The sequence below is a fragment of the Thermostichus sp. OS-CIW-33 genome (assembly GCF_054059615.1).
In genome coordinates, this window is sequence record NZ_JBSSCH010000003.1 from 43333 (window position 1) to 63026 (window position 19694).

The following is a 19694-nucleotide window of genomic DNA, read 5'->3' on the forward strand; positions in this document are numbered from 1 at the left end:
GTGGATCCCTTGGGCAACTTAGCTACTTTTGGTCAACAGCACCTCGTGCCAGCGTTGAAGCGTCCTGTGCCGTCCATCGACCTGAGGAAGCTCAACCCAGAAACCAAAAGGGGATCCCCAGCCGGGATCCCTTCTCGCTGAGCTCATGCCAGAGCATCAACAGTTACGGGCAGATCAGCTCATGCTGACACGGCTACGGTCGTAGTTGAGCCGAAAGGTGGGATGCACTTTTCCTTGGATGCGGTTCCAGAAGTTGCGCACGTTGACATGCAGGCCAATCTGCTCTGTACCGCGGAGCAGCATGGATTGCTGGCGAATCCGAATCAAGCGTTGATGGCTCATCATCAAGCGGCGAGACAGCTCATCCAAGACATGAGAACGGCCATTGGCAGCCACCGGGGCAGATGCCTCTGCCGTCTGAACGGGTTGAGCCGGCCCTTCGGCCGCCTTGAGATGATGAGCAACACCCCGATAGAGCAGGTCAAGGTTGGTGGGCAAAACCACCGGCTTGCTCAGGTGGCGGAACCGCCAGTCCAGCCCCCGGTAACGACCCCCCACTTTGCCGGGAGAAACCGCTGCAGTTGCAGAAGAGGGGGTGTAATCGACGCCACGGTAAGAGAGTGCCATGATCTTCGCCTCCAATGAGTTGAGTTTTCATCCGTTCGCCTTCTCCTGAGAGACAAGAGAAGCCACACGGTTACCAGAAGAGTTGAGGCGCGTTCCTTCGGGATCTCTCCCTACTTCCGTCCTCTGGCTGCGATGTCGCTCTACCCATGATGAGCCGCCCAGCACGCGAGAGGATGAACGATTTCTATCTACATTCTGTATTATAAGCTACGGTTTTGGGGTGTTGTCAGCAACTTTTAACAAAAATTTCCACTGAGTTTCCGTCCAGCTTCCTCTGAATCCAGGCTGGATCTGAATCCGGGCTGGGCCAGCCGGGATCCTCGGGGGCAGCAGGGTGCAGAGCTTGAAGCCGAGTTCTTCGCTCTGTCCGAGATGCCAGAGGAAGCATTATCGTGGAAGAATCCTCAGGATTGGCTACAAAAGTTCACATTCCTCGGTGAGTGCCCTGTGCAGGAAGACTTTCGTCTGATTTTGGACATTGTGACGGTATTGGCGGCAGCGGCAGCAGGTGGATTCTTGGCTTCGCTGCTGAGGCAGCCGGTGTTGCTGGGCTACTTATTAGCCGGGATCTTAGTGGGGCCCACCGGGCTGGGGTGGATCAAAGAGTTGGTTCAGGTGGAAACCCTGGCTCAATTTGGGGTGACCTTTTTGCTGTTCACCTTGGGGGTGGAGTTTTCCCTGAAAGAATTGCGCAAAGTGCGGGGGATCGCCATTGGCGGCGGCATTTTGCAAATCAGCCTGACGATTTTGATCACGGCGGTGCTGGCAGTGGTCAGCGGCTGGTTGACGCCGGTGCAAGGGATCTTTTTGGGGGCTGTGCTCTCCTTGTCCTCGACTGCCGTGGTGCTGAAAAGTCTCACTGAGACCAACCAAATGGGCACTCCCCAAGCCCAGGCCATGCTGGGGATCCTGATTGTGCAAGATTTGGCGGTGGGGCTGATGTTGGCGGTGTTGCCGGCTTTGGACTCTCCCCTGCCGGAGCTGGCGGGATCCCTGGTCAAGTCGGTAGCGGAAATTGGCCTGGTGGGGCTGGGGGCAGTGGTGAGTGGCATTTGGCTCGTTCCGGCCTTCTTGCGGCTTTTGGCTCAGCAGGAGAGCAAAGAGGTGTTTTTGCTGGGGGTGATCAGCCTCTGCGTGGGGATTGCCCTGTTGACGGAGCGGCTGGGCATTTCCAGCGAGATTGGGGCTTTCATTGCCGGTCTGATGATCTCGGAGGTGGAGTACGCCGACCAAACCCTGGACTATGTAGAGCCTTTGCGAGATGTGTTTGCTGCTCTCTTTTTTGCGGCCATCGGCATGCTCATCGATCCCAGCTTTATCCTCGGCCATCTGTTGCTGATCCTGGGGCTGGTGGGTCTGGTGATGGTGGGCAAGTTTTGCATCGTGGCTCCCTTGGCGCGGCTGTTTGGTTACACTCTGCCGGCAGCGGTGGTGGTGGGGCTGGGCCTATCGCAAATCGGCGAATTCTCCTTTGTGCTGGCCAGCGAGGGGCAGGCTTTGGGATTGGTGTCGCGGCAGATCTATTTGTTGATTGTCAGCACCACAGCCGTTACCCTTCTGCTCACTCCCTTTCTGCTGAGGGGCGCTCCTCGACTGTTTTCCGGGCTACACGGGATCCCCTTCTTGGCCCGCTGGTTGGAATCGGGCGAGCGGCCCCGCGCTTTGGCCCCCGATGCTCCTCAACAGGGGCACGTGGTGGTGTGCGGTTATGGGCAGGTGGGGCAAGACATTGTGCGCATTCTCGAAGCCCGTCGTCACCCCCTCTTGGTCATTGATCAATCAGAACGGGTGATCCAACACCTGCGTTCCCGTGGGGTCCCTTACCTCTACGGAAATGCGGCCAGCCCGTTGGTGCTGGAGAAAGCTTGCCTGCCCCAGGCCCGCGCTCTGGTCATTGCCCTGCCGGATCGCATGAGCATCCGCCTCTGCCTGAAACGAGCTCTGGAGTTGGCGCCGCAATTGGATGTGGTGGTGCGAGCTACCGACAAGGAAGACATCGAACAGCTCTATCAGTTGGGGGCCAGAGAAGTCGTCCACCCCGAATTCGAGGCCAGCCTGGGGCTGTGCAGCCATGTGTTGCTGGAGTTGGGAGAACCCCCAGACATCATTCAGCAGGAGATCCTGGCCATTCGCAGCAGCCACTACCGCGATCTGCGCCCTCTCCACCCCAGTTGTCTGATCCCTGCCCCCCTCAGTTGGCTGACACCGCCAGCCCCACCTCCCTCTCCCCCCCTCCCCGCCAATGCCAACGGCAGCCACGACAGCCACCCACCTGAGTCTGTGCTGGCCTGGTGGGAACGCTGGCAGCGGCCTGTTCAACCCGAATGGGCAGGGATCCCTGGCTCTGCCGAGTAGAGATTTGCACCTCAATCTTCGTAGTATCCTGCAAACTGGAGGTGTGGCCACCGCAAGTTGAAAGCCTGGAGACAGTTCCCCCGCTGCCTTTGCGGATGGAGACGCTGGGAGGTTTTCCAGAGGCAACGGAAAGGGTCCCCGGCGTTGCTCGGCACTCTGGGGGGAGGGGTGCCCCATCTGTTTCTAGCCTAGGTTGCCATGCCGACCGTTAACTATCTGCGCATCAGCTTGATCGATCGCTGCAATTTCCGCTGCCAGTACTGCATGCCTGACGAGGCGGAGTTGACGTGGCTGCAAGCCCCAGAGCGTTTAACGGATGAGGAAATCCTCACGTTGGTTCGAGAGGTGTTTTTGCCGTTGGGGATCGATTGCTTTCGCCTCACCGGCGGCGAACCCCTGCTCAGGCCGGGGCTGGAGCACCTCATCCGGGCTCTATGCAGCCTGCCTGGGGTGAGAGATGTGGCCCTTACCACCAACGGCTTCAACCTCAGCCAAAAAGCTCAACTCCTCTATGAAGCGGGGTTGCGCCGCATCAACATCAGCTTTGATTCCCTCAACCCCGAGACCTTTCGACTGATCACGGGGCGGGATCGCTGGCGGCAGGTCTGGGCCGGGATCCAAGTTGCCCACCAAGTGGGGTTTGATCCCCTCAAGTTGAATGTGGTGGTGATCCCTGGGCTCAACGAATCGGAAGTGGAAGATCTGGCTGCCCTTACTCTGGAGCGACAATGGCATGTGCGCTTCATCGAGTTTATGCCCATTGGCAATGCCGCCCTCTTTCAACAGGCCGGCTGGGTGGAGTCTGAGGTGCTGCGACAGCGAATTCGCGCTCGCTTTGGCCTGGAACCTGGGTTTGTGGCCGGCAATGGGCCGGCGGATGTGTTTCGAATCCCGGGGGCAAAAGGCACCTTGGGCTTTATCAGCCAGATGTCGGAGTGCTTTTGTAATCGATGCAACCGCATGCGGCTATCCAGCGACGGTTGGCTGCGCCCTTGCCTGCTCAACGAATCCGGCCAAATCAACCTGCGGGATCCGCTGCGAGCTGGGATCCCTGCCGAAAGGCTAAGACAGCAGGTGCGAGAACTGCTGGACATCAAGCCGGACATCAACTTCAAAGGACGGGACACCGGCAGCCAGGGATCCTACCGGCGCACCATGTCTCAGATTGGCGGCTAGCGGGGATAAGGGATCCGCAAAAGCTGGTTGACCGGTGGGTGGGCCACCTGCAACTGTTTCCCATCCGGCCACTGGATCTGGATTTCCTTGACCCCTGTTTCGGATCCCAGGCCAAAGTGGGCCACCGGCTCCATCTGACAGAGGTAGCCGCTGCCGGCGTCGATGGCCTGGATCTGGGTACGGGTGGAGGTGAGCAGCCTTACCAACGCGCCGCGGGCCGGGGCTCCCTGGCGGGTGAGGGGCAGAACCCTCAGCCAGTTGTTGGCATTGGCCTGAGGGCGATAGAAGCTGAGAGGCTGGGCGCCAGACTCCCCATGGGCAATCAACAATTCCAGACGACCGTCCCCATCCACATCGGCCACTGCTGCTCCTGTCCCCAATCCCTGCGGCTCGGCAGCATCTCCAATGTCGATGGCTTGCCAACGGCCTGAGCGCCATGCAAACAGACGGTTGGGCTCGCCGATGTTGTTGAAAAACAGCTCTGGGTAGCCGTCGTTGTCGAAGTCGGCAGCGATGACTGTGCGAATGCGGGAGGGCCTAGCCAACTCCGGGGGGGCTACATCCTTAAAAAAACCGTCGGGGGTCTGGATCCAGAGGCGATGGGGGCCTTCCCAGTTGCCATAGAGCAAATCCAGCCGTCCATCCCCATCCAGATCCACCGCTGCCACGCCGCGCCCATGCTCGTCGGGATCTGCTAGGCCCACCTCAGCGGCAATCTCTTCAAAGGTGCCATCTCCCCGGTTGCGAAACAGAAAGTTAGGTCCCTGCTCATTGACGGCAAAAATGTCCATCCGCTGCGAGACCAAGGGCACGGCCACCAACCCCCGCCCGCCCGTCACCCGATTCAATCCCGCTTCCGGCGCTACATCGGCGATCATCTGGTTGGAGGCCAGCTCATACAGGCGCATGGGGCCGCCGTAGTTGGCCACGAAAAATCCATAGCGCCCCTGGCCGAGACGATCCACACAGGCTACAGAGCGACCTGCGGTCAAGTTGAGGGCATCTTGGTTTTGCGGCAGGGAGAACAGATCCACCCAGGCGGATCCCTGCCAGTCGAACAGGCGATCCCCAAAGCGCTTGCGCCCCCCGAAGGTATCGGTATTCAAAACGTAGAGTTCCTCTTGCCCGTCCCCGTCAAAGTCGGCAGCAGCCACCCCAATTGCCATGCGCCCTGCATCGGCCAGGGTGTCGTCTGCTTGATCCACCAGGGCTTGCCCATCCCACTTCAAGACTCGATTCGAGCCGCGGAACCCGCACACAAACAGCTCAAAGGCCCCATCCCGATCCAAATCGCAAGCGGCAACCCCGTAGAAAAGGGCAGGTGGGTTAAAGCGGATCTGCGAGCTGCAATCTTGGAACATGGGGATCCCATCGGAGAACAATAGGAACTGGTGGAGCTTCCAGCTCTGATGGTATGCTGGATCTTCGCTGGAACTTCCCCTTCAACCATGCCACGCATCAAATCTGCCATCAAGCGCGTTCAGATCGCAGAGCGTAATCGGCTGCGCAATAAAGCCACCAAAGCCATGGTGCGCGCTCTGATGAAGAAAGTGATCTCCCTCTCAACTGCCTATGCCGCCAACCCACAGCAAGAAACTCTGCAGGAAATCCAGGCGGCGATGAGTGCTGCTTTCAGCCGCATTGATAAAGCTGCCAAAACCGGCGTCCTGCACAAAAACACAGCCGCTCGTCGTAAGGCTCGGCTGGCCCGGATTGTGAAGCTATCTGTGGCTTCCTCGGAAAAATCCCAGGCTGAGGCTTTGGGTGGGCGTGATTGACTTCTCCTGCTGCTTCGGAAGTGGTGCTTGTGCGGGATTTCAGCCGCACGCAAACGAGATTTTGCCTCGGTGCCGGCAGGGATCCCAAGTGGCAGCCAAAACCTAATCTTGAGTATCCAACCTGCGCACCAACCAGCGCCGCAGCGGATGCCACACCGGCAAGGATAGGATCCAGCGGGATTGCTGCTCCAGCATGAGACGCTCCACCGGATACAGGCCGAACAGCTCATAGCGGCTTTGGGCAATCAGGATCCCCATCGTGAAGCTGACACAGAGCAACAACCCCAAAGTCGGCCATCCTGGGCGGTGAAACAAGGCATATCGCAGGCCCGTCCAAGTAAAGTAATCCCACAGGCGGGCTATATCCGCTCGCAAAGCCCAGAGACTGGGGATCCCGACCACCAGCCACAACAGGCCCAGAAAGATGAAGCTACCACCGTGATAGAGGCGCAGCAGACGCTTGGCTGCCGGAGACAGAGCTTGAGTGCCAGAGGCAGCTTTCTTTTCCGCAGCTGAGCCAGGATCAGGGAGCAAGGGCATGGGGATCCCAATTTTCGACACCTCAACACCCATTTTGGACTTGTCTCCGACGCAATAGCTCGGTTGCATGGGATCCTCGAACTCAAACGAGTACTTTTCTGCTTTCGGCTCGCCCATTTTAAGGGATCGATGCACAGGGAGCCCAGTTGTGGCTCTCCCGCTGCACAGCGCCATCCAAAAAGGCACTGATCAAAGCATCTGCTCAAAGCATCTGCCGTCTGCAAGTCTTCCTTATCCGTACAGTCAAGTTTCCTGAGAGACGCCCAGACGTCCCGTTCCAAGAGCTTGGCAGACGATCTCTTTGACGTTCATATCCTGAGCGAAAACCAACATTCCCATGGTGAAGGGATCCCGCCCTGGCTCCCTAAGGCAAACCGCGCAATTTGCCCAAGCAACACTGCGGAAATCCAAGCCAGAGGCAGGTGGGCAGGGTTGGGGATTGGGAACTGGGTCGGGGATATAATGGCTCTACACCCTTTTCTTCGGCCTTGCTAGCTCAAAGGATAGAGCACCGACCTTCTAAGTCGATGGTTGCAGGTTCGAGTCCTGCGCAAGGCGCTGTGCTCTGTTTTGGGTTTCCGGCAGGCTGCCCTGGTGGGGGCACCACACCTGAACAACCACCTGCCGGGAGTGGCTTTCCACCCGCAGGGATCCGCCCATCAGCTCCACTGCCTTTTGAACCAGCGATAGACCCAAGCCCGTTCCCCCGGCGTTGCGGCAATCCAACTGGAGGAGGCGATAGAACTTTTCAAAAAGGCGGGGCAACGCTTCTGCAGGAATTTCCACCCCTGTATTGCGCACCGTGATCAGCCAGCCGGGACGGCCATTGGAGTTAGCCTGGCTCACACTCAAATAGATGCTTTCCCCAGTGGGGGTGTACTTACACGCATTGTTTAAAAGCTCGCTGACCACCCGCGACAAGAGGCTCTCATCCGTGCAGAGGAGCCAAAGGTCGGGATCCCATTCCACCTGGAACTGTTGGCCTTGCTGCGCAGCCCGCAGCCGGAAGGGCTCGGCAAGATTGGGGATCCATTCCTGGGGAGATAAACAGGTAAGTCTGAGGACTTTGTTTCCGGATTCGAGGGCTTGCAATTCCAACAGGTCGTTGATTAACTCCAGCTCGCGGTTGGTCTCCATCTCCAAAATTTGAAAGTAGCGCCTTTCCCGCTCAGTTAGGTTGGCTTTAGATAGAAACCCAATAGCCAGCTTCATGTTGGTGAGAGGTGTGCGCATTTCGTGGGAGACCATGTGCAGAAACTCATCTTTGAGTTGGTTGAGCTCCTGCAACTGTTGCACCTGACGCTGGATCGTTTGATAAAGACGTGCTTGGCGAATGGCGATGGCACATTGGCCGGCTACCCGTTGGATAAGCCGTTGTTCCCGCTCGGTAAATATCTGCCCCGGTGGACGGGATCCACAAATATCTCCCAAAACAAGCAGTTCCTCGTGTTGAGCTGTCAGATCCCTTTTGTCGCAAATGGGAGCGATGATCAGGGTGTAGCGGTCGTGGTTGGGCCAGCAGGGGTGATGGAAGTTGCTCAATTGGCAGAGCTGTCCGCGCTGGAGCTGACGAAGCACATGGGCGAAATCCGCAAACGAAACCTCCAGGGGGAAGCGCCGGATCCCTTCTCCGGCCAAATAGTCCACCGCCAAAACGCTGACCTGCCGCTCTGGGTCATGAAGGGCAATGGTGCAATTGGATAGGTTCAAGCTGAGGGCCAGTTCTCGGGCTACCGTTTCCAAGATTTTTTGTTCATCCAAAGTGGAGCGAATTTCTTCGGTGATGAGCTGGAGTAGCGCTTCGTCGTTGTAAGCTTGTTCGAGCTCTGCATTGCGCACCCGCACTTGGTAATCCAATTCAGCATTGGCCTGCTGCAGCTTTTGATAAAGCTCTGCCTGCTGAATGGCCACTGCCAGGTGCTCCCCGATAGCCTTGGCCAACTCGATCTCATCGGTTTGCCAATCCGGATCTGAGGTCAGGCGCCGCAGCGATAGCCCGCCCCACATTTGTTCCTGACAAGCCACCGGGATCACCAGCCAAGGGCCCAGTTGGTATTCTCGCTTCTCATAAATGGCAAAGGGATCGGCAATCTGCTCCGGATCCTGGACATGAAAAATTTGCAGCCGTTTCAAATGATCGAAAACCATAAAATCCCTGCTATCCGGCAGTCGCAGGTTCAGATTGTTGGGCAAATTAGGAAATCGGCTATGGCTGGCAATGCCCAACCACACGGCCTCAGCGGGCAGGTACTGATAAAGGGTAACTCGTGCTGCCTGCAACACTGCCCCCACTTCCCGCACCGCCACATCAAATAGGGTGGGTAAGTCCAGAGAGGTGTTGATGGCCTGAATGAGCTGATTAAACAGTCTTTCTCGCTGCAATTGCCGCTGCAGTTTCAGCTCAGCTTGCTTGCGAGGGGTGATGTTTCTGATGATCACCAGCACTTGATCTTCCCCAAAGGGAACGATGCGGGCCTGGCGATATTGGGGCTGAGGGGATCCCTCTGGGCAGGGGTATTCGATCTCTTGAGCTTGCCGGGTTGCCAAGGCCAGCTCCAGATGCTCGCGAATGGCTTGGGCTATGGGTTCCGCCCCACCGGTGCAACCGGTATCAGGAAACAGCTCTTCAGGAGTTTTGCCCAGGTAGTAGGCAGGGGGATGGGGGACAGAAAAATGGCTGGGCGGCTTGAACTCCAGACAGCGGCCCTGGCGATCCAGACGAAGCAGCATGTCGGGCAGGGCTTCCAGGAGCTGGCGATAGTGGCGCTCTCGCTCGGCCAAGGTGATCTCTAATTGCTTGCGCTCGCTGATGTCCAGGGTCACGCCGACAATCTCGCCGGGATCCCCTTTCGGCCCCAAGAGCACAATCCCCTGGGAAAGCTGCCAGCGCATCTGGCCGTCGGCCTGGTAAACCCGATATTCCACCGAAAAGTTGGGATCCCCCTCTACCGCCCTGGGCCCAGCCGTCTGCAAAGCTTCTTTCACCCTTTGGCGATCTTCCGGGTGAACGTGCTGCAAAAACACTTCCAGGGTGAAATCTTGGCCGGGATCCAGCCCGTATTTGGCCTTGCACTGGGGAGAAGCACTCAACTCCCAGGTGCGCAGATCCAGTTGCCAATAGCCCAGTTGGGTGGCTTCTAAGGCCAAATAGAGATGCTCTGGATAAAAGCTGCCGTCTCCTGGCCGCACCGGCACCAGGCGGTATCGAGTTGAAGCCATCTCCCTCACCAGATTCTATGAGCCCTGCCTCATTGTGGACAATTTTCAGAGAACCTGGGAGATCCTACTATTCGAACTGTTAGAAATTCCTAACCTTAAGCATGGCTCCAGGGTAACTCTTAGATATGTGTTCTCCGACACCAAACCTTCAACTTGAGCTGGACTTCAACTTCACGGGGAGAAGGCCTAGGGTCACACCCTGCTGATGCGACCGGGAGGCTTTGGGCCGGGCTTGTGGGAAAGGGGGGTGCCTCTGCTATAGTATCGTCAGTTGCATTTCGGATCCCAAGCAGTGGGATCCCCCTGGCAGGTAGGGTCAGGGCAGGCTTCGAGATGTCTTTGCGCTCTTGCGAGAGTTGACGTTGCGTTGAGCTTTCTCGGTGTGATCCTGCCCTTAGCCTGCGTGAAGCGTTTTCTCTTTTTTATGCTTTCCTGTGCAACGTTAAGCCTGACGTTTAATCACAGAAAACTTCTCCTGCTCTCGAGTTTGGGTTTATCTGTAGTAAGACCTGTATTCAGATTTTCCCGATGGGTTGACGGTTTCCTGTTCGCCCTGGCGCGGCTTCTCAAGGTGCCGTTGCCCTCTTCATTTGGTTAGCGGACGGGGAAACAGAAGATTGCTAGATCTGGACAATTAGCAGGGCCGAGGTTGTCTTCACTTCCTTGGGCTTTGGCTTAAGTTTTCCTTTCCCCGGGTATCTCTTGCAAAGTTGCCCGATGTTGGCGATGGCAACAGGATAGTCTGTTTAGCCTGCTGTTAGGTTTTCTGGATTCTCTGAGTTGGGTTGATGGGCTGGCCCGCGGCATGGCGAGCGAAGGGATCCCTTTGACCTTTCTCAGCAGACTTCTCCCTATTTTTTCCTAGCTCAACTCAATCATTTTCCAACCGAAGAATTCAAGGTTATTGCTGTGGTTTGTAAAGTTTCTCCCAGTTTGGATCGACATAGCCAGTCGAGCGAATCTGCTTTGCTTGGCCAGGCTTCATTGCCCCAAGGCCACCCCTTGGATCCCCTTAGCGCCGAGGAGATGCGGCAAGTGGTGCAGATCCTGCGCCGGCAACGGCCCCTCAGTTCTCAGTGGCGCTTTGTGACTATCCAGCTACACGAGCCGGATCGGCCTTGGATGGAAACTTGGCAGCCGGGGCAGCCGTGGGATCGGCAGGCTTTTGTGGTGCTGTTGGATCCGGCCAGTGGCAACACCTACGAAGCGGTGGTCTCTCTGTCAACACAGCAGGTGCGCTCTTGGCAGCTCATTGCGGGCGTGCAGCCCCCTCTGCTCGACGATGAGGTGTACGCCTGCGACCGCCTGCTCAAGGAGGATCCCCAATTTTTGGCGGCTCTGCAGCGGCGGGGGATTGCCGATGTGGATTTGGTGATGGTGGACTACTGGACGGTGGGCTACTTCGGGATCCCGGAAGAAGAAGGGCGGCGGCTGGTGCGAGGCTTTTGTTTCCTACGTACTTCCCCTTGCGACAACGGCTATGCCCGCCCCATCGAGGGGCTCTACCCCTGGATTGACCTCAACCGCATGCAAGTTGTCAAGGTGGAGGATCGGGGTCTGTGGCCCTTGCCGCCGGAGTCCGGTAACTTCGACGAGCTGTTTTTCAAAGATTTTCGCCAAGACTTGAAGCCGCTAGAAATCACTCAGCCCCAAGGGGTGAGCTTCCAGGTGGACGGCCACCACATCCGCTGGCAGAAGTGGGATCTGCGCATCAGCTTTAACCCGCGAGAGGGGCTCGTCCTCCACCAGGTGAGCTACGAGGATCAAGGCCGCCTTCGCCCCATTCTCTATCGGGCTTCGGTAGCCGAGATGGTGGTGCCCTACGGGGATCCGCGGGATCCCCACTGTCGCAAAAATGCCTTTGATGTGGGGGAATACGGCATTGGCATGCAGGCCAATTCCCTGCAGCTGGGCTGCGACTGTCTGGGGGAAATCTACTACTTCGATGCCTGGCTGCCCACCAACAGCGGTGAGCCCATGCTTTTGAAAAATGCCGTCTGTATGCACGAGGAGGACTTTGGGGTGCTCTGGAAGCACACCGACTGGCGCACGGAACGGGCGCAGGTGCGGCGCTCGCGGCGGCTGGTGCTTTCCTTTTTCACCACCATTGGCAACTACGACTACGGCTTTTTCTGGTATTTCTACCAAGACGGCACGCTGGAGTTTGAAGCCAAGCTCACCGGCATCATCAACACTTGCGCCACGTTGCCGGGGGAAGAGCCGGAGTTTGGCGTCTTGGTGGCACCCCAATTGTCTGGCCTCAACCACCAGCACTTTTTCACTGTCCGCCTCGATATGGCGGTGGATGGGCCGTGCAACTCCCTCTATGAAGTGCATGCAGAACCTCTGCCTCTGGGGCCGGATAACCCTCACGGCAACGCCTTTCGCGCCCGCTCTACCCTGCTCAAAACCGAGCAGGAGGCCAAGCAAACGGTGGATCCCTTGCGGGGCCGCTATTGGAAGATTGTCAACCCCAATCGCCACAACCGCCTGGGACAGCCGGTGGCCTACAAACTGATGCCGGGGGACAATGTCCAGCTTTTGGCCCACCCCGACTCTTGGCTGTACCGACGGGCAGGATACCTGGCCCACCACCTCTGGGCCACGCCCTACCATCCCGGCGAGAAGTTCCCAGCAGGGAACTACCCCAACCAACATCCCGGTGGCGAAGGGCTGGTGCAATGGACGCAAGCGAACCGCTCCCTGGAAAACACCCGCCTGGTGCTCTGGTATAGCTTTGGCTGCAATCACTTCCCCCGCACCGAGGACTGGCCAGTGATGCCGGTTAGCTACATCGGCTTTATGCTCAAGCCCCTGGGCTTCTTTGAGTGCAACCCAGCTCTGGATGTGCCTCCTCCCCCGCCGAAGACCAAAGGCTGCTGCAGCTTTATTGACTACCCCCCTGCCTAGAGGGCGAGGATTCTTTCAAGTGCGAACAGCTTGGGCGCGACAGGAGTGAGAGGGGAGGCACTCTTCGCCCACGGGGCTTGAGACCTGGTTTCTGGGTCACCGTAGCAGGTGCCTTCCATTGCTCAGCCCCGGTCTTTGGTGCTGGGCAAAAGCTCTGCTCAGATCTGCTCAGATTGAGAGTTCACAAGCTGCTGCGAATCACAAACGAGTAGTTGCTGCCCGGTTCCAGCAGATAGTCGGATTTTTCCAGAAAACGGCTCAAGGGCTCGCAAATCAAAGCCCGCCCCACAGAAGGCTCCACTCTGAGTTCCCCGGCCCGAAAGCGCCAGCAAAAGCGCCAAACCCAACCATTGGCGTTGACTTCCCCCTCAATGGCACCCTCTTGCCAAGAGCGGCGGGTAATTTGGATGTGGGCAGTGGTCTGAGGCAGTCGGCTCATCCGGCATCTCCCGACGGGATCCCTTGTAGGGTAGCGCGTGGCTCCCTCGCTGCCGCCAGCAGGTCGAGTATGGCGAGTGAGGCAGCAGGAGCTCAACCCGTGGGGAGGGATCCCGTACACAGGGTCAGTTCTTTACGATCTTCTGAGAGCGGCTGCAACAAACCCCCCAGGGTAGGGGGGCTGTTTCCTGAGCTCCTGCTGTAGGAAAAGCTGGCCAGAAGCTAGCGAGCGGCAGTTGCAAGGGTCTTCGAGGATTTTTTCTCTGGCTTTTCAGCCGCAACCTCTGCTAACAAAGCTCGCAGGCTGGGAAAAAGGAAGTGGTTCTCCTCGACATATTGCGCGCCGAACAACCCCTTCTCCGCCCAGAAAAACCGATCAACTGTATGTTCATTTCGTCGCACCAAAATAAGTGCGGGGGGCTGAATAGACTTCTCCTGAATATATTTTCGAGCAGCGGTTACAGACTTCTCCTCACCACTGTCCAAATTAAATTGAGGAATGTGATCTAAAATCTTGCGCCCTTCCAGACGACGGCGGCTCTTACGCTTTCTTCTCCTAACCAATGTAAGCCTCCTGTAGAAGGATGACCGAACAACCGCAACCGCAAAGAATATATCAGCGCTGCTTAAGAAAAGCAATAACTTTTACCCATTTTTGTTATCATCTTTTACAAAGGCAATAAAGACAGCAGTCGCCCTCAAAGCCCTTGAAGGGTTACTTATGGACGCGCCCAAAAAAATCTAATCGAGAACCTTTCTCCGAACAAAAAATCCTCCAACAATCGCCTGCAAAGAGAGCTGGCGATTGGGCGTTTGCTAGGTTGACTGCTGATATTGATAGGGGATCCACGGGCTCTGACACCTGCGAAGAAAGTCAGATGCCGATGTGGGAGATCCGCATCAAATCTGGCCCCTAGCCTAACATTAACAAAAACGATACTCAACAGAACATATACCTAAGCTCAGCTTCAAGACAACCCCCTTTGGGCTGAAGTGCTAAGTCAATTGCCAATGCTGCAAGTCTGGAGCTGCTCAACCGAGGAGAGAAAGGGGCACTCCGGTGCCGGGCTACCGTTGAACAGCGCATGTAAGACTGTACAACCAACTTCTTGTTTCTACAAGAGATCCACTGCAGATCCCCAGCATGTCCACACAGCCCTTTCGCGAGTTCATCCTGGGAGCCCTGGAGTGAGGAGTTCTGGTACCGTAGGGATTGGATGGATCCCGCCTCAGGTGCCGGCAAGCTGGAATGGGCTTGATGGGCATTCAGGACTGCGTTGAACCGATTAGACGGAATTCAGGCATCTTGCTAGTCTGGCTTCAGGTTTGGCTGCACCTCAAGGGCTTAGGTCTATCTTGTCTGGGTTTGGGGAGTTTTGGGCATGATGAAATTCGCGTTGCTGATGGGTCTGGGACTCAGCTTGGGATCCCTGCCGGCTTGGGCACAGGGAGCAACCCCGTCGCCTGGCCCTGCTGCAACTGCTTCTCCGACTTCGGGGGGGGCTCCGGCCACAGCAACTCCCAGCCCTGTGGCATCTCCAGCCCTGACCCCAGAGCAAGTCACCGATGCCCAGGTGGAACAGTTGGTGCGGATTCTGTTGGAGTTGGATCCCCTGATCCGGGAAGCGAGCGCCCAACTGCGGGAAACCCAGAACGAGGAGGAGTACGAGCAAATTATGCAGCGCACAGAAACCCAAGCCAGCCGCATTGTCGAGGAGCAAGGGCTGACAGTGCTTCAATACCGCGAATTGATGACCTTGGCGAACGAAAATCCTGTTCTCAACCAGCGGGTTCGGGCCCGCTTGCAAGAAGTTTTGCAGGAAGGGGAAGCTTCCAACTCTCCAAAGCCGGCCACCCCGACGCCTACACCCTAGGCTGAGCTGGCTTGCCTTGGCCAAAGACAGGGAGAACCCGAGGCAGCCGCAAGGTAAAGCAGGTGTGGTTGGCCTCGCTGTTGAGGTGAATGCTTCCTTGCAACAGGCTTACCCGCTGCCGCACAAGGGCCAACCCCAACCCTGTCCCCCCTTGCCGCCAGGGATCCGCGCTGGGCACCCGATAGAACTTCTCAAATACCCGCTTTTGCTCTTCCAGGGGAATGGTTACGCCGGTGTTGAGGACTTGGATGTCCAGGTGGTCGGAATGGCAGGTGGCCTGAAGGCTGATCAGGTGCTCAGCAGGGGTGAATTTACAAGCGTTTTTCAGCAATTCCGCCAGCACCGACTTTAGCACTCCCGGCAGAGTAAAAATGGCAGGCAGTTCTGGAGGGATCCCAAGGCTGAAGCGCTGATGGCGGCTATGGGCCTCCTGAGCAAAGGGCTCCGCGATCTGGGGCAACCACTCTTGCAGCTCCAACCAGCAGGGCCGCTGTGAACCGTTCGCGTTAGCGGGACGGAGTCCCTTGAGCATCTCCAACTGCTGCAGTTCCAGCAGATCCTCGACCAGTCTGATCTCCCGCTCACATTCGTTGTCCAACACCTTCAAGTACTGAGAGATTTTGGCCGGATCCGGGGATCTGGGAGCGCCCTGGGCAGGCAGCAGGACGGAGCTGAGCAGGTGGATGGCCATTTTCATGTTGGAAAGAGGGGTGCGCAGCTCGTGGGACACCGTGCTAAGGAAGTCATTTTTCAGGCAATCCAGCCGCTGCAATTCCTGTACTTGGCGATCCAGTTGGGCGGTGCGGGCCTGTACCTTTTCTTCCAGGGTGCGGTTCAGCTCCTGAACCTGTTGGAACAATTCCGCCTGCTGAATGGCAATGGAGAGGTGATCGGCCAGGGCCAAGATCAGATCCTGATTGGTGGCCAGCCAACCGGGACGTGCTGTTTTCAGTTGCAGGCACAGGCTGCCCCAAAGGGTGGGGTGGGTCGGGCCAGATTCGGGGTTTTCGCCACCGTAGAGCGGTACCAGCAGCCAACTGCCAGGATAGGCTTTGGCCATGGCGGAGATGTAGACCCAGTCTTTGGCTTGGTCGGCTGCCTCCAGCAACATCACTTTCCCCTGCTTCAGTTGCTGAGCAATGGGGCTTTCGGAATCGGGAATGAGACAGCCCAGGTAGCCATCCTGTTGAGTGCTGTACTCGGAGACAATGCGCCAATGCTGTTGCTGAGGCTGATAGATGCTGATGCTTACCCGATCCGCCTCTAGCAGATGGCCTATCTCGCGGGTGACGGCAGCAAGGATTTGATCCAACTGCAAAGAAGTGGGAATGGCTCGGACGATGCGGTTCAGGGCTTGCTCGCGGGCCGCCTGTTGGCGTAGGTTCAACAAGTTCTGGCGGGCCTTGATCAGGTGTTGGATGCGCTGACGCATTATCGGCCAGTGAATGGGCTTGGTCATGTAGTCGCTGGCTCCGGCAGCAAAGGCTTTGTCTACGGAAGCTTGATCCTCGAGCGAGGTAATCATCAAGCAGGGCAGATTCGCATCCAAAGCCCGCAGGCGGCGGCAACACTCGAACCCATCCGTGCCGGGCATGAGGGCGTCCAGCAGGGCAATTTGAGGCTGAGTTTGACCGAAGAGCAGCAAGGCTTGGTCGCCGTCTTCAGCCTCTGCCACTTGATAGCCTTCATGAACCAACAGGTGGGTCAAGTACCCGCGTATGCATGGGTCGTCATCGGCCAACAGTACTGTCGGCGAAGCATTTGTCAGCAGATGTCCAGGATTGGGGATGGGGGGAGATTGCACAAAATTCACTCCACAGAGTCGGCCATTCGCGACGGCGGTGCGAAGCACCAAGGCTTTCTTTGCACACAAAAGGGATCTCTAATCTGTCTCCAGCTTAATCTTTCGCGTTAGCGGTGCGGTTCCCGACGGGGTGCCGTAGGCATAGCACTTTCGCGCCCAGGCCGGGGATCCCTTGAACAGACCTATTTCCGTTAGGATTGACGAGGTGGTGTGAGAAGTTGCCATGACTGTTTCTGAGAACATTTCTGAGGAAATGACCCCACTACCAGATGGTACCTCAAGGCAGCTATCCAGAGTGCAGTCCACAGTGGTGATCGGGGCGGGGCCAGCTGGATTGAGTGCCGCCTACGAGCTGAACAAGCAGGGCTACCCGGTAACGGTTTTGGAAGCGGATCCGGTGCAGGTAGGGGGGCTATCCCGCACTGTAACCTACCAAGGCTATCGCTTTGATATCGGTGGACACCGCTTTTTCTCCAAGTCGGCGGAAATTGAGGCTCTGTGGACGGAGATTTTGGGCTCGGAAATGCAGGTTTGCCGTCGGCTTTCCCACATTTTTTACCGAGGTGTTTTCTTTGATTATCCAATTCGACCTACGGATGTTTTTGCCAAACTGGGGCCAGGGTTTACCACCCTCTGTCTGCTCAGTTACCTAAAGGCGCGCCTCTTTCCCAGGCCCAATCCTGTATCTTTTGAAGATTGGGTCATTAACCAATTTGGGGAACGGCTGTATCGCACTTTTTTTAAGACCTACACCGAGAAAGTGTGGGGGATCCCTTGTCACGAGATCAGCGCCGACTGGGCAGCCCAGCGGATCAAGGGTCTGTCGATGGCTTCTTTGATCCGTAAAACCTTTTTCCCCAACCGAGAGGGGGTGATCAAAACCCTGATCGATCGCTTTCGCTATCCTCGCCTAGGGCCAGGCCAGATGTGGGAGCGCGTTCAAACCTTGCTGGCAGAAGCCGGGCAGCCGGTACAACTGGATCGCAAGGTTACGGCAATCCACTGGAACCGGGCCGGAGTTCAAGCTGTACAAGCCCGTTCTCAAGGGGGAGAGACCTTTTGGGTGACCGGCGAGCAGTTCATTTCCACCATGCCGCTGCGCTCTCTGGTGCGGGCTTTGGTACCTGCAGCACCGGAGCCGGTGCGAGAGGCTGCCGAACAACTGCGGTATCGGGATTTTTTGACGGTGGCTTTGCTGGTGGATGAGCCCAACCTATTTCCAGATCACTGGATCTACATTCACGATCCCTCGGTGCGGGTGGGGCGTATCCAAAACTTCAAGAATTGGAGCGCGGACATGGTTCCGGATCCCTCGGTCACCTGCTTGGGTTTGGAGTATTTTTGCTCAGCGACGGATCCCTTTTGGGGACAAACCGATGAGGATTTGATGGCCTTGGCAACGCTGGAATTGCAGCGGTTGGGCCTGCTGGGGAAGGCAAAGGTTTTGGGCGGCACAGTCATTCGCGCCCCGAAAGCCTACCCGGTTTACAATCACGGCTATCAAGCTCACATCCAGACCATTCGAACCTTTTTGGAAGAAGCACTGCCCAATTTGCAGGTGGCAGGCCGCAACGGCATGCACCGCTACAATAACCAAGATCACGCCATGATGACGGGCCTTTTGGCCGCTCGCAACATTGTGGCGGGGGAACGGCGCTACGATGGGTGGCGCGTCAACCAAGATGCTGAGTATCTGGAAGAGGAAGATTCAACAGCAGCCCTGGCGGGAGGACGAGCCGTGCCTCAGGTGCTGGGTCACCGGAGTTAGCGGCAAAAGGGATGCCGCTGGGGGCCGGCTGCGCCATCCAACACCTCTAGGATGGCCTTGGCAGCGCGAGCCAGAACGCCGGGTTCTCCCAGGGCTGCCCGCATCGCGACGTAGTCGGCTTGCAGTTGGGCTTGGCGTTCCGGCCGAGTTAGCAACTCCAGTGCCAGTTGGGCAATCTTCTCTGGCTGGGCCTGCTCCTGCAGCAACTCCGGGACAATGGGGCGCATCTGCACCAGGTTGGGCGGAGACATGAAGGGCACCGACACCCTCAGCCAATGGCGGGCGATCCAGAAGGTGAGGGGGTTAAGGCGATAGATCACCACCTGGGGGATCCCTAAGATGGCCGTTTCCAAGTTCACCGTGCCGGACTTGGCCAACACCAAATCAGCCGCTGCCAAGGCGAGGTGATGGGCTTTGTGGGGGGAGAAGAAGGGCAGAGCTTGGGGATCCAAAAGGGTGAGGTTGAGCCCAAGGCGGCGGGCAGCCCGCGCAATCGGGGCAGCAAAACGGGGCGAGGCCAAGGGCACCCAAAACTGCGCCTGAGGCAGGTGAGCTTGCAACAACTGAGCGGCCTTGAGCAAGACAGGCAGAACCGAGCGCAGCTCTTGCCGACGCGAAGCCGGCACCACCACCACCACCGTGGCTTCGGCAGGGATCCCCAACTGGGCTCTGGCGGCAGCACGGCTGGGCACAGCGGCCAAAATATCCAACAGGGGATGGCCCACATACTGGACATGGGCTCCTGCCGCCGCGTAGTAGCGGGCTTCCTCAGGGAAAATCGCCAACATCAGCCGCATCTGCTGGGCCAGTTGGTAGGTGAGGCGGGCATCCTGCGACCACACCCACTCTTGGGGAGCAATGTAATAGACGGCAGGGATCTGCCGCCGTTGCAGCAGACGGGCAATGCGGCTGTTGACGCCGATGTAGTCCACCAGCACGGCCACATCTGGCGGGTCTTGGGCTAAAAAGCGGCGAATCTTCCACTCCGTCCAGAGGGCGGGGCCGACAAAGGGAAGAGCCTCTAAAATGCCAACAGAGCTGATCTCGGTGGTGCGGTGCAACAGACGGGCCCCCGCAGCAGCCATGCGCTCCCCTCCCACGGCGGTGATGCGCAGCTGAGGGCGCTGGCGCAGCAATTCTTCAATCAGATGGCCGGCCTGCAGATCCCCTGAGACCTCGCCCGTGCAGATGAACAGGTGGCTCAC

14 protein-coding genes, 1 tRNA gene and 1 riboswitch are annotated in these 19694 nt (G+C 57.6%); of the genes, 7 read left to right on the forward strand and 8 right to left on the reverse strand.

Features of this window, described 5'->3' with window-relative positions; genetic code table 11:
* Positions 1-174: 174 nt before the first annotated feature.
* A complete protein-coding gene (locus ACVWZG_RS02840; protein ID WP_457405142.1) occupies positions 175-627 on the reverse strand; it encodes a DUF4278 domain-containing protein in 453 nt (150 codons plus the stop codon).
* A gap of 86 nt (positions 628-713) precedes the next feature.
* A riboswitch (Glutamine riboswitch) is annotated at positions 714-809 on the reverse strand.
* 265 nt (positions 810-1074) lie between these two features.
* Between ACVWZG_RS02840 and ACVWZG_RS02845 the strand changes: the two genes are divergently transcribed.
* Together ACVWZG_RS02845 and moaA are read left to right on the forward strand one after the other, a co-directional pair.
* Positions 1075-2982: a cation:proton antiporter gene (locus ACVWZG_RS02845; RefSeq protein WP_457405140.1), complete on the forward strand. Its 1908-nt coding sequence runs from the start codon at positions 1075-1077 to the stop codon at positions 2980-2982.
* Between the two features lie 198 nt (positions 2983-3180).
* Positions 3181-4158, forward strand: coding sequence for a GTP 3',8-cyclase MoaA (gene moaA / locus ACVWZG_RS02850; RefSeq protein ID WP_414522731.1), 978 nt, complete (start codon positions 3181-3183; stop codon positions 4156-4158).
* On the opposite strand, the gene ACVWZG_RS02855 is transcribed toward moaA, so the two are convergent.
* Positions 4155-5519 carry a CRTAC1 family protein gene (locus ACVWZG_RS02855; protein WP_457394930.1) on the reverse strand — a complete coding sequence of 455 codons (1365 nt, stop codon included), beginning with the start codon at positions 5517-5519 and terminating at the stop codon, positions 4155-4157. The two genes, moaA and ACVWZG_RS02855, sit on opposite strands and share 4 nt — an antisense overlap.
* A gap of 87 nt (positions 5520-5606) precedes the next feature.
* Between ACVWZG_RS02855 and rpsT the strand changes: the two genes are divergently transcribed.
* The gene (rpsT, locus tag ACVWZG_RS02860) at positions 5607-5936 is read left to right on the forward strand and encodes a 30S ribosomal protein S20 (protein WP_414331315.1); all 330 of its coding nucleotides are present in this window, start codon (positions 5607-5609) and stop codon (positions 5934-5936) included.
* 102 nt (positions 5937-6038) lie between these two features.
* Here the strand turns inward: rpsT and ACVWZG_RS02865 are convergent, their stop codons facing one another.
* Entirely contained in the window at positions 6039-6476 is a 438-nt protein-coding gene (locus tag ACVWZG_RS02865; protein WP_414341644.1) for a hypothetical protein, read from the reverse strand.
* 485 nt (positions 6477-6961) lie between these two features.
* On the opposite strand from ACVWZG_RS02865, the gene ACVWZG_RS02870 reads away from it, so the two are divergent.
* Positions 6962-7034 (forward strand) — tRNA-Arg (locus ACVWZG_RS02870).
* On the opposite strand, the gene ACVWZG_RS02875 is transcribed toward ACVWZG_RS02870, so the two are convergent.
* Entirely contained in the window at positions 6996-9695 is a 2700-nt protein-coding gene (locus ACVWZG_RS02875; protein WP_457405180.1) for a sensor histidine kinase, read from the reverse strand. The genes ACVWZG_RS02870 and ACVWZG_RS02875 overlap by 39 nt on opposite strands.
* A 909-nt stretch (positions 9696-10604) precedes the next feature.
* Here ACVWZG_RS02875 and ACVWZG_RS02880 point away from each other — a divergent pair.
* The gene (locus ACVWZG_RS02880) at positions 10605-12605 is read left to right on the forward strand and encodes a primary-amine oxidase (RefSeq protein WP_457405139.1); all 2001 of its coding nucleotides are present in this window, start codon (positions 10605-10607) and stop codon (positions 12603-12605) included.
* A gap of 181 nt (positions 12606-12786) precedes the next feature.
* Here the strand turns inward: ACVWZG_RS02880 and ACVWZG_RS02885 are convergent, their stop codons facing one another.
* A complete protein-coding gene (locus ACVWZG_RS02885; protein ID WP_414329773.1) occupies positions 12787-13044 on the reverse strand; it encodes a DUF3146 family protein in 258 nt (85 codons plus the stop codon).
* Between the two features lie 221 nt (positions 13045-13265).
* Complete coding sequence (locus ACVWZG_RS02890; protein WP_049749658.1) at positions 13266-13607, reverse strand: DUF3155 domain-containing protein; 342 nt, start codon at positions 13605-13607, stop codon at positions 13266-13268.
* A gap of 818 nt (positions 13608-14425) precedes the next feature.
* Here ACVWZG_RS02890 and ACVWZG_RS02895 point away from each other — a divergent pair.
* A complete protein-coding gene (locus tag ACVWZG_RS02895) occupies positions 14426-14917 on the forward strand; it encodes a DUF4168 domain-containing protein (protein ID WP_414329775.1) in 492 nt (163 codons plus the stop codon).
* On the opposite strand, the gene ACVWZG_RS02900 is transcribed toward ACVWZG_RS02895, so the two are convergent.
* Complete coding sequence (locus tag ACVWZG_RS02900; RefSeq protein ID WP_457415211.1) at positions 14907-16769, reverse strand: response regulator; 1863 nt, start codon at positions 16767-16769, stop codon at positions 14907-14909. The genes ACVWZG_RS02895 and ACVWZG_RS02900 overlap by 11 nt on opposite strands.
* A gap of 205 nt (positions 16770-16974) precedes the next feature.
* Between ACVWZG_RS02900 and ACVWZG_RS02905 the strand changes: the two genes are divergently transcribed.
* On the forward strand, positions 16975-18489 hold the full coding sequence (locus ACVWZG_RS02905) for an NAD(P)/FAD-dependent oxidoreductase (RefSeq protein ID WP_457405176.1): 1515 nt from the start codon (positions 16975-16977) through the stop codon (positions 18487-18489).
* Here ACVWZG_RS02905 and lpxB read toward each other — a convergent pair.
* Entirely contained in the window at positions 18486-19694 is a 1209-nt protein-coding gene (gene lpxB / locus ACVWZG_RS02910; protein ID WP_457405137.1) for a lipid-A-disaccharide synthase, read from the reverse strand. The two genes, ACVWZG_RS02905 and lpxB, sit on opposite strands and share 4 nt — an antisense overlap.

Bases quoted from the DNA above. Each gene is read 5' to 3' on its own strand.
- ACVWZG_RS02840 (WP_457405142.1), bottom strand. From the start codon at position 627: ATGGCACTCTCTTACCGTGGCGTCGATTACACCCCCTCTTCTGCAACT.
- moaA (WP_414522731.1), top strand. From the start codon at position 3,181: ATGCCGACCGTTAACTATCTGCGCATCAGCTTGATCGATCGCTGCAAT.
- ACVWZG_RS02855 (WP_457394930.1), bottom strand. From the start codon at position 5,519: ATGTTCCAAGATTGCAGCTCGCAGATCCGCTTTAACCCACCTGCCCTT.
- rpsT (WP_414331315.1), top strand. From the start codon at position 5,607: ATGCCACGCATCAAATCTGCCATCAAGCGCGTTCAGATCGCAGAGCGT.
- ACVWZG_RS02865 (WP_414341644.1), bottom strand. From the start codon at position 6,476: ATGCCCTTGCTCCCTGATCCTGGCTCAGCTGCGGAAAAGAAAGCTGCC.
- ACVWZG_RS02875 (WP_457405180.1), bottom strand. From the start codon at position 9,695: ATGGCTTCAACTCGATACCGCCTGGTGCCGGTGCGGCCAGGAGACGGC.
- ACVWZG_RS02885 (WP_414329773.1), bottom strand. From the start codon at position 13,044: ATGAGCCGACTGCCTCAGACCACTGCCCACATCCAAATTACCCGCCGC.
- ACVWZG_RS02895 (WP_414329775.1), top strand. From the start codon at position 14,426: ATGATGAAATTCGCGTTGCTGATGGGTCTGGGACTCAGCTTGGGATCC.
- ACVWZG_RS02905 (WP_457405176.1), top strand. From the start codon at position 16,975: ATGACCCCACTACCAGATGGTACCTCAAGGCAGCTATCCAGAGTGCAG.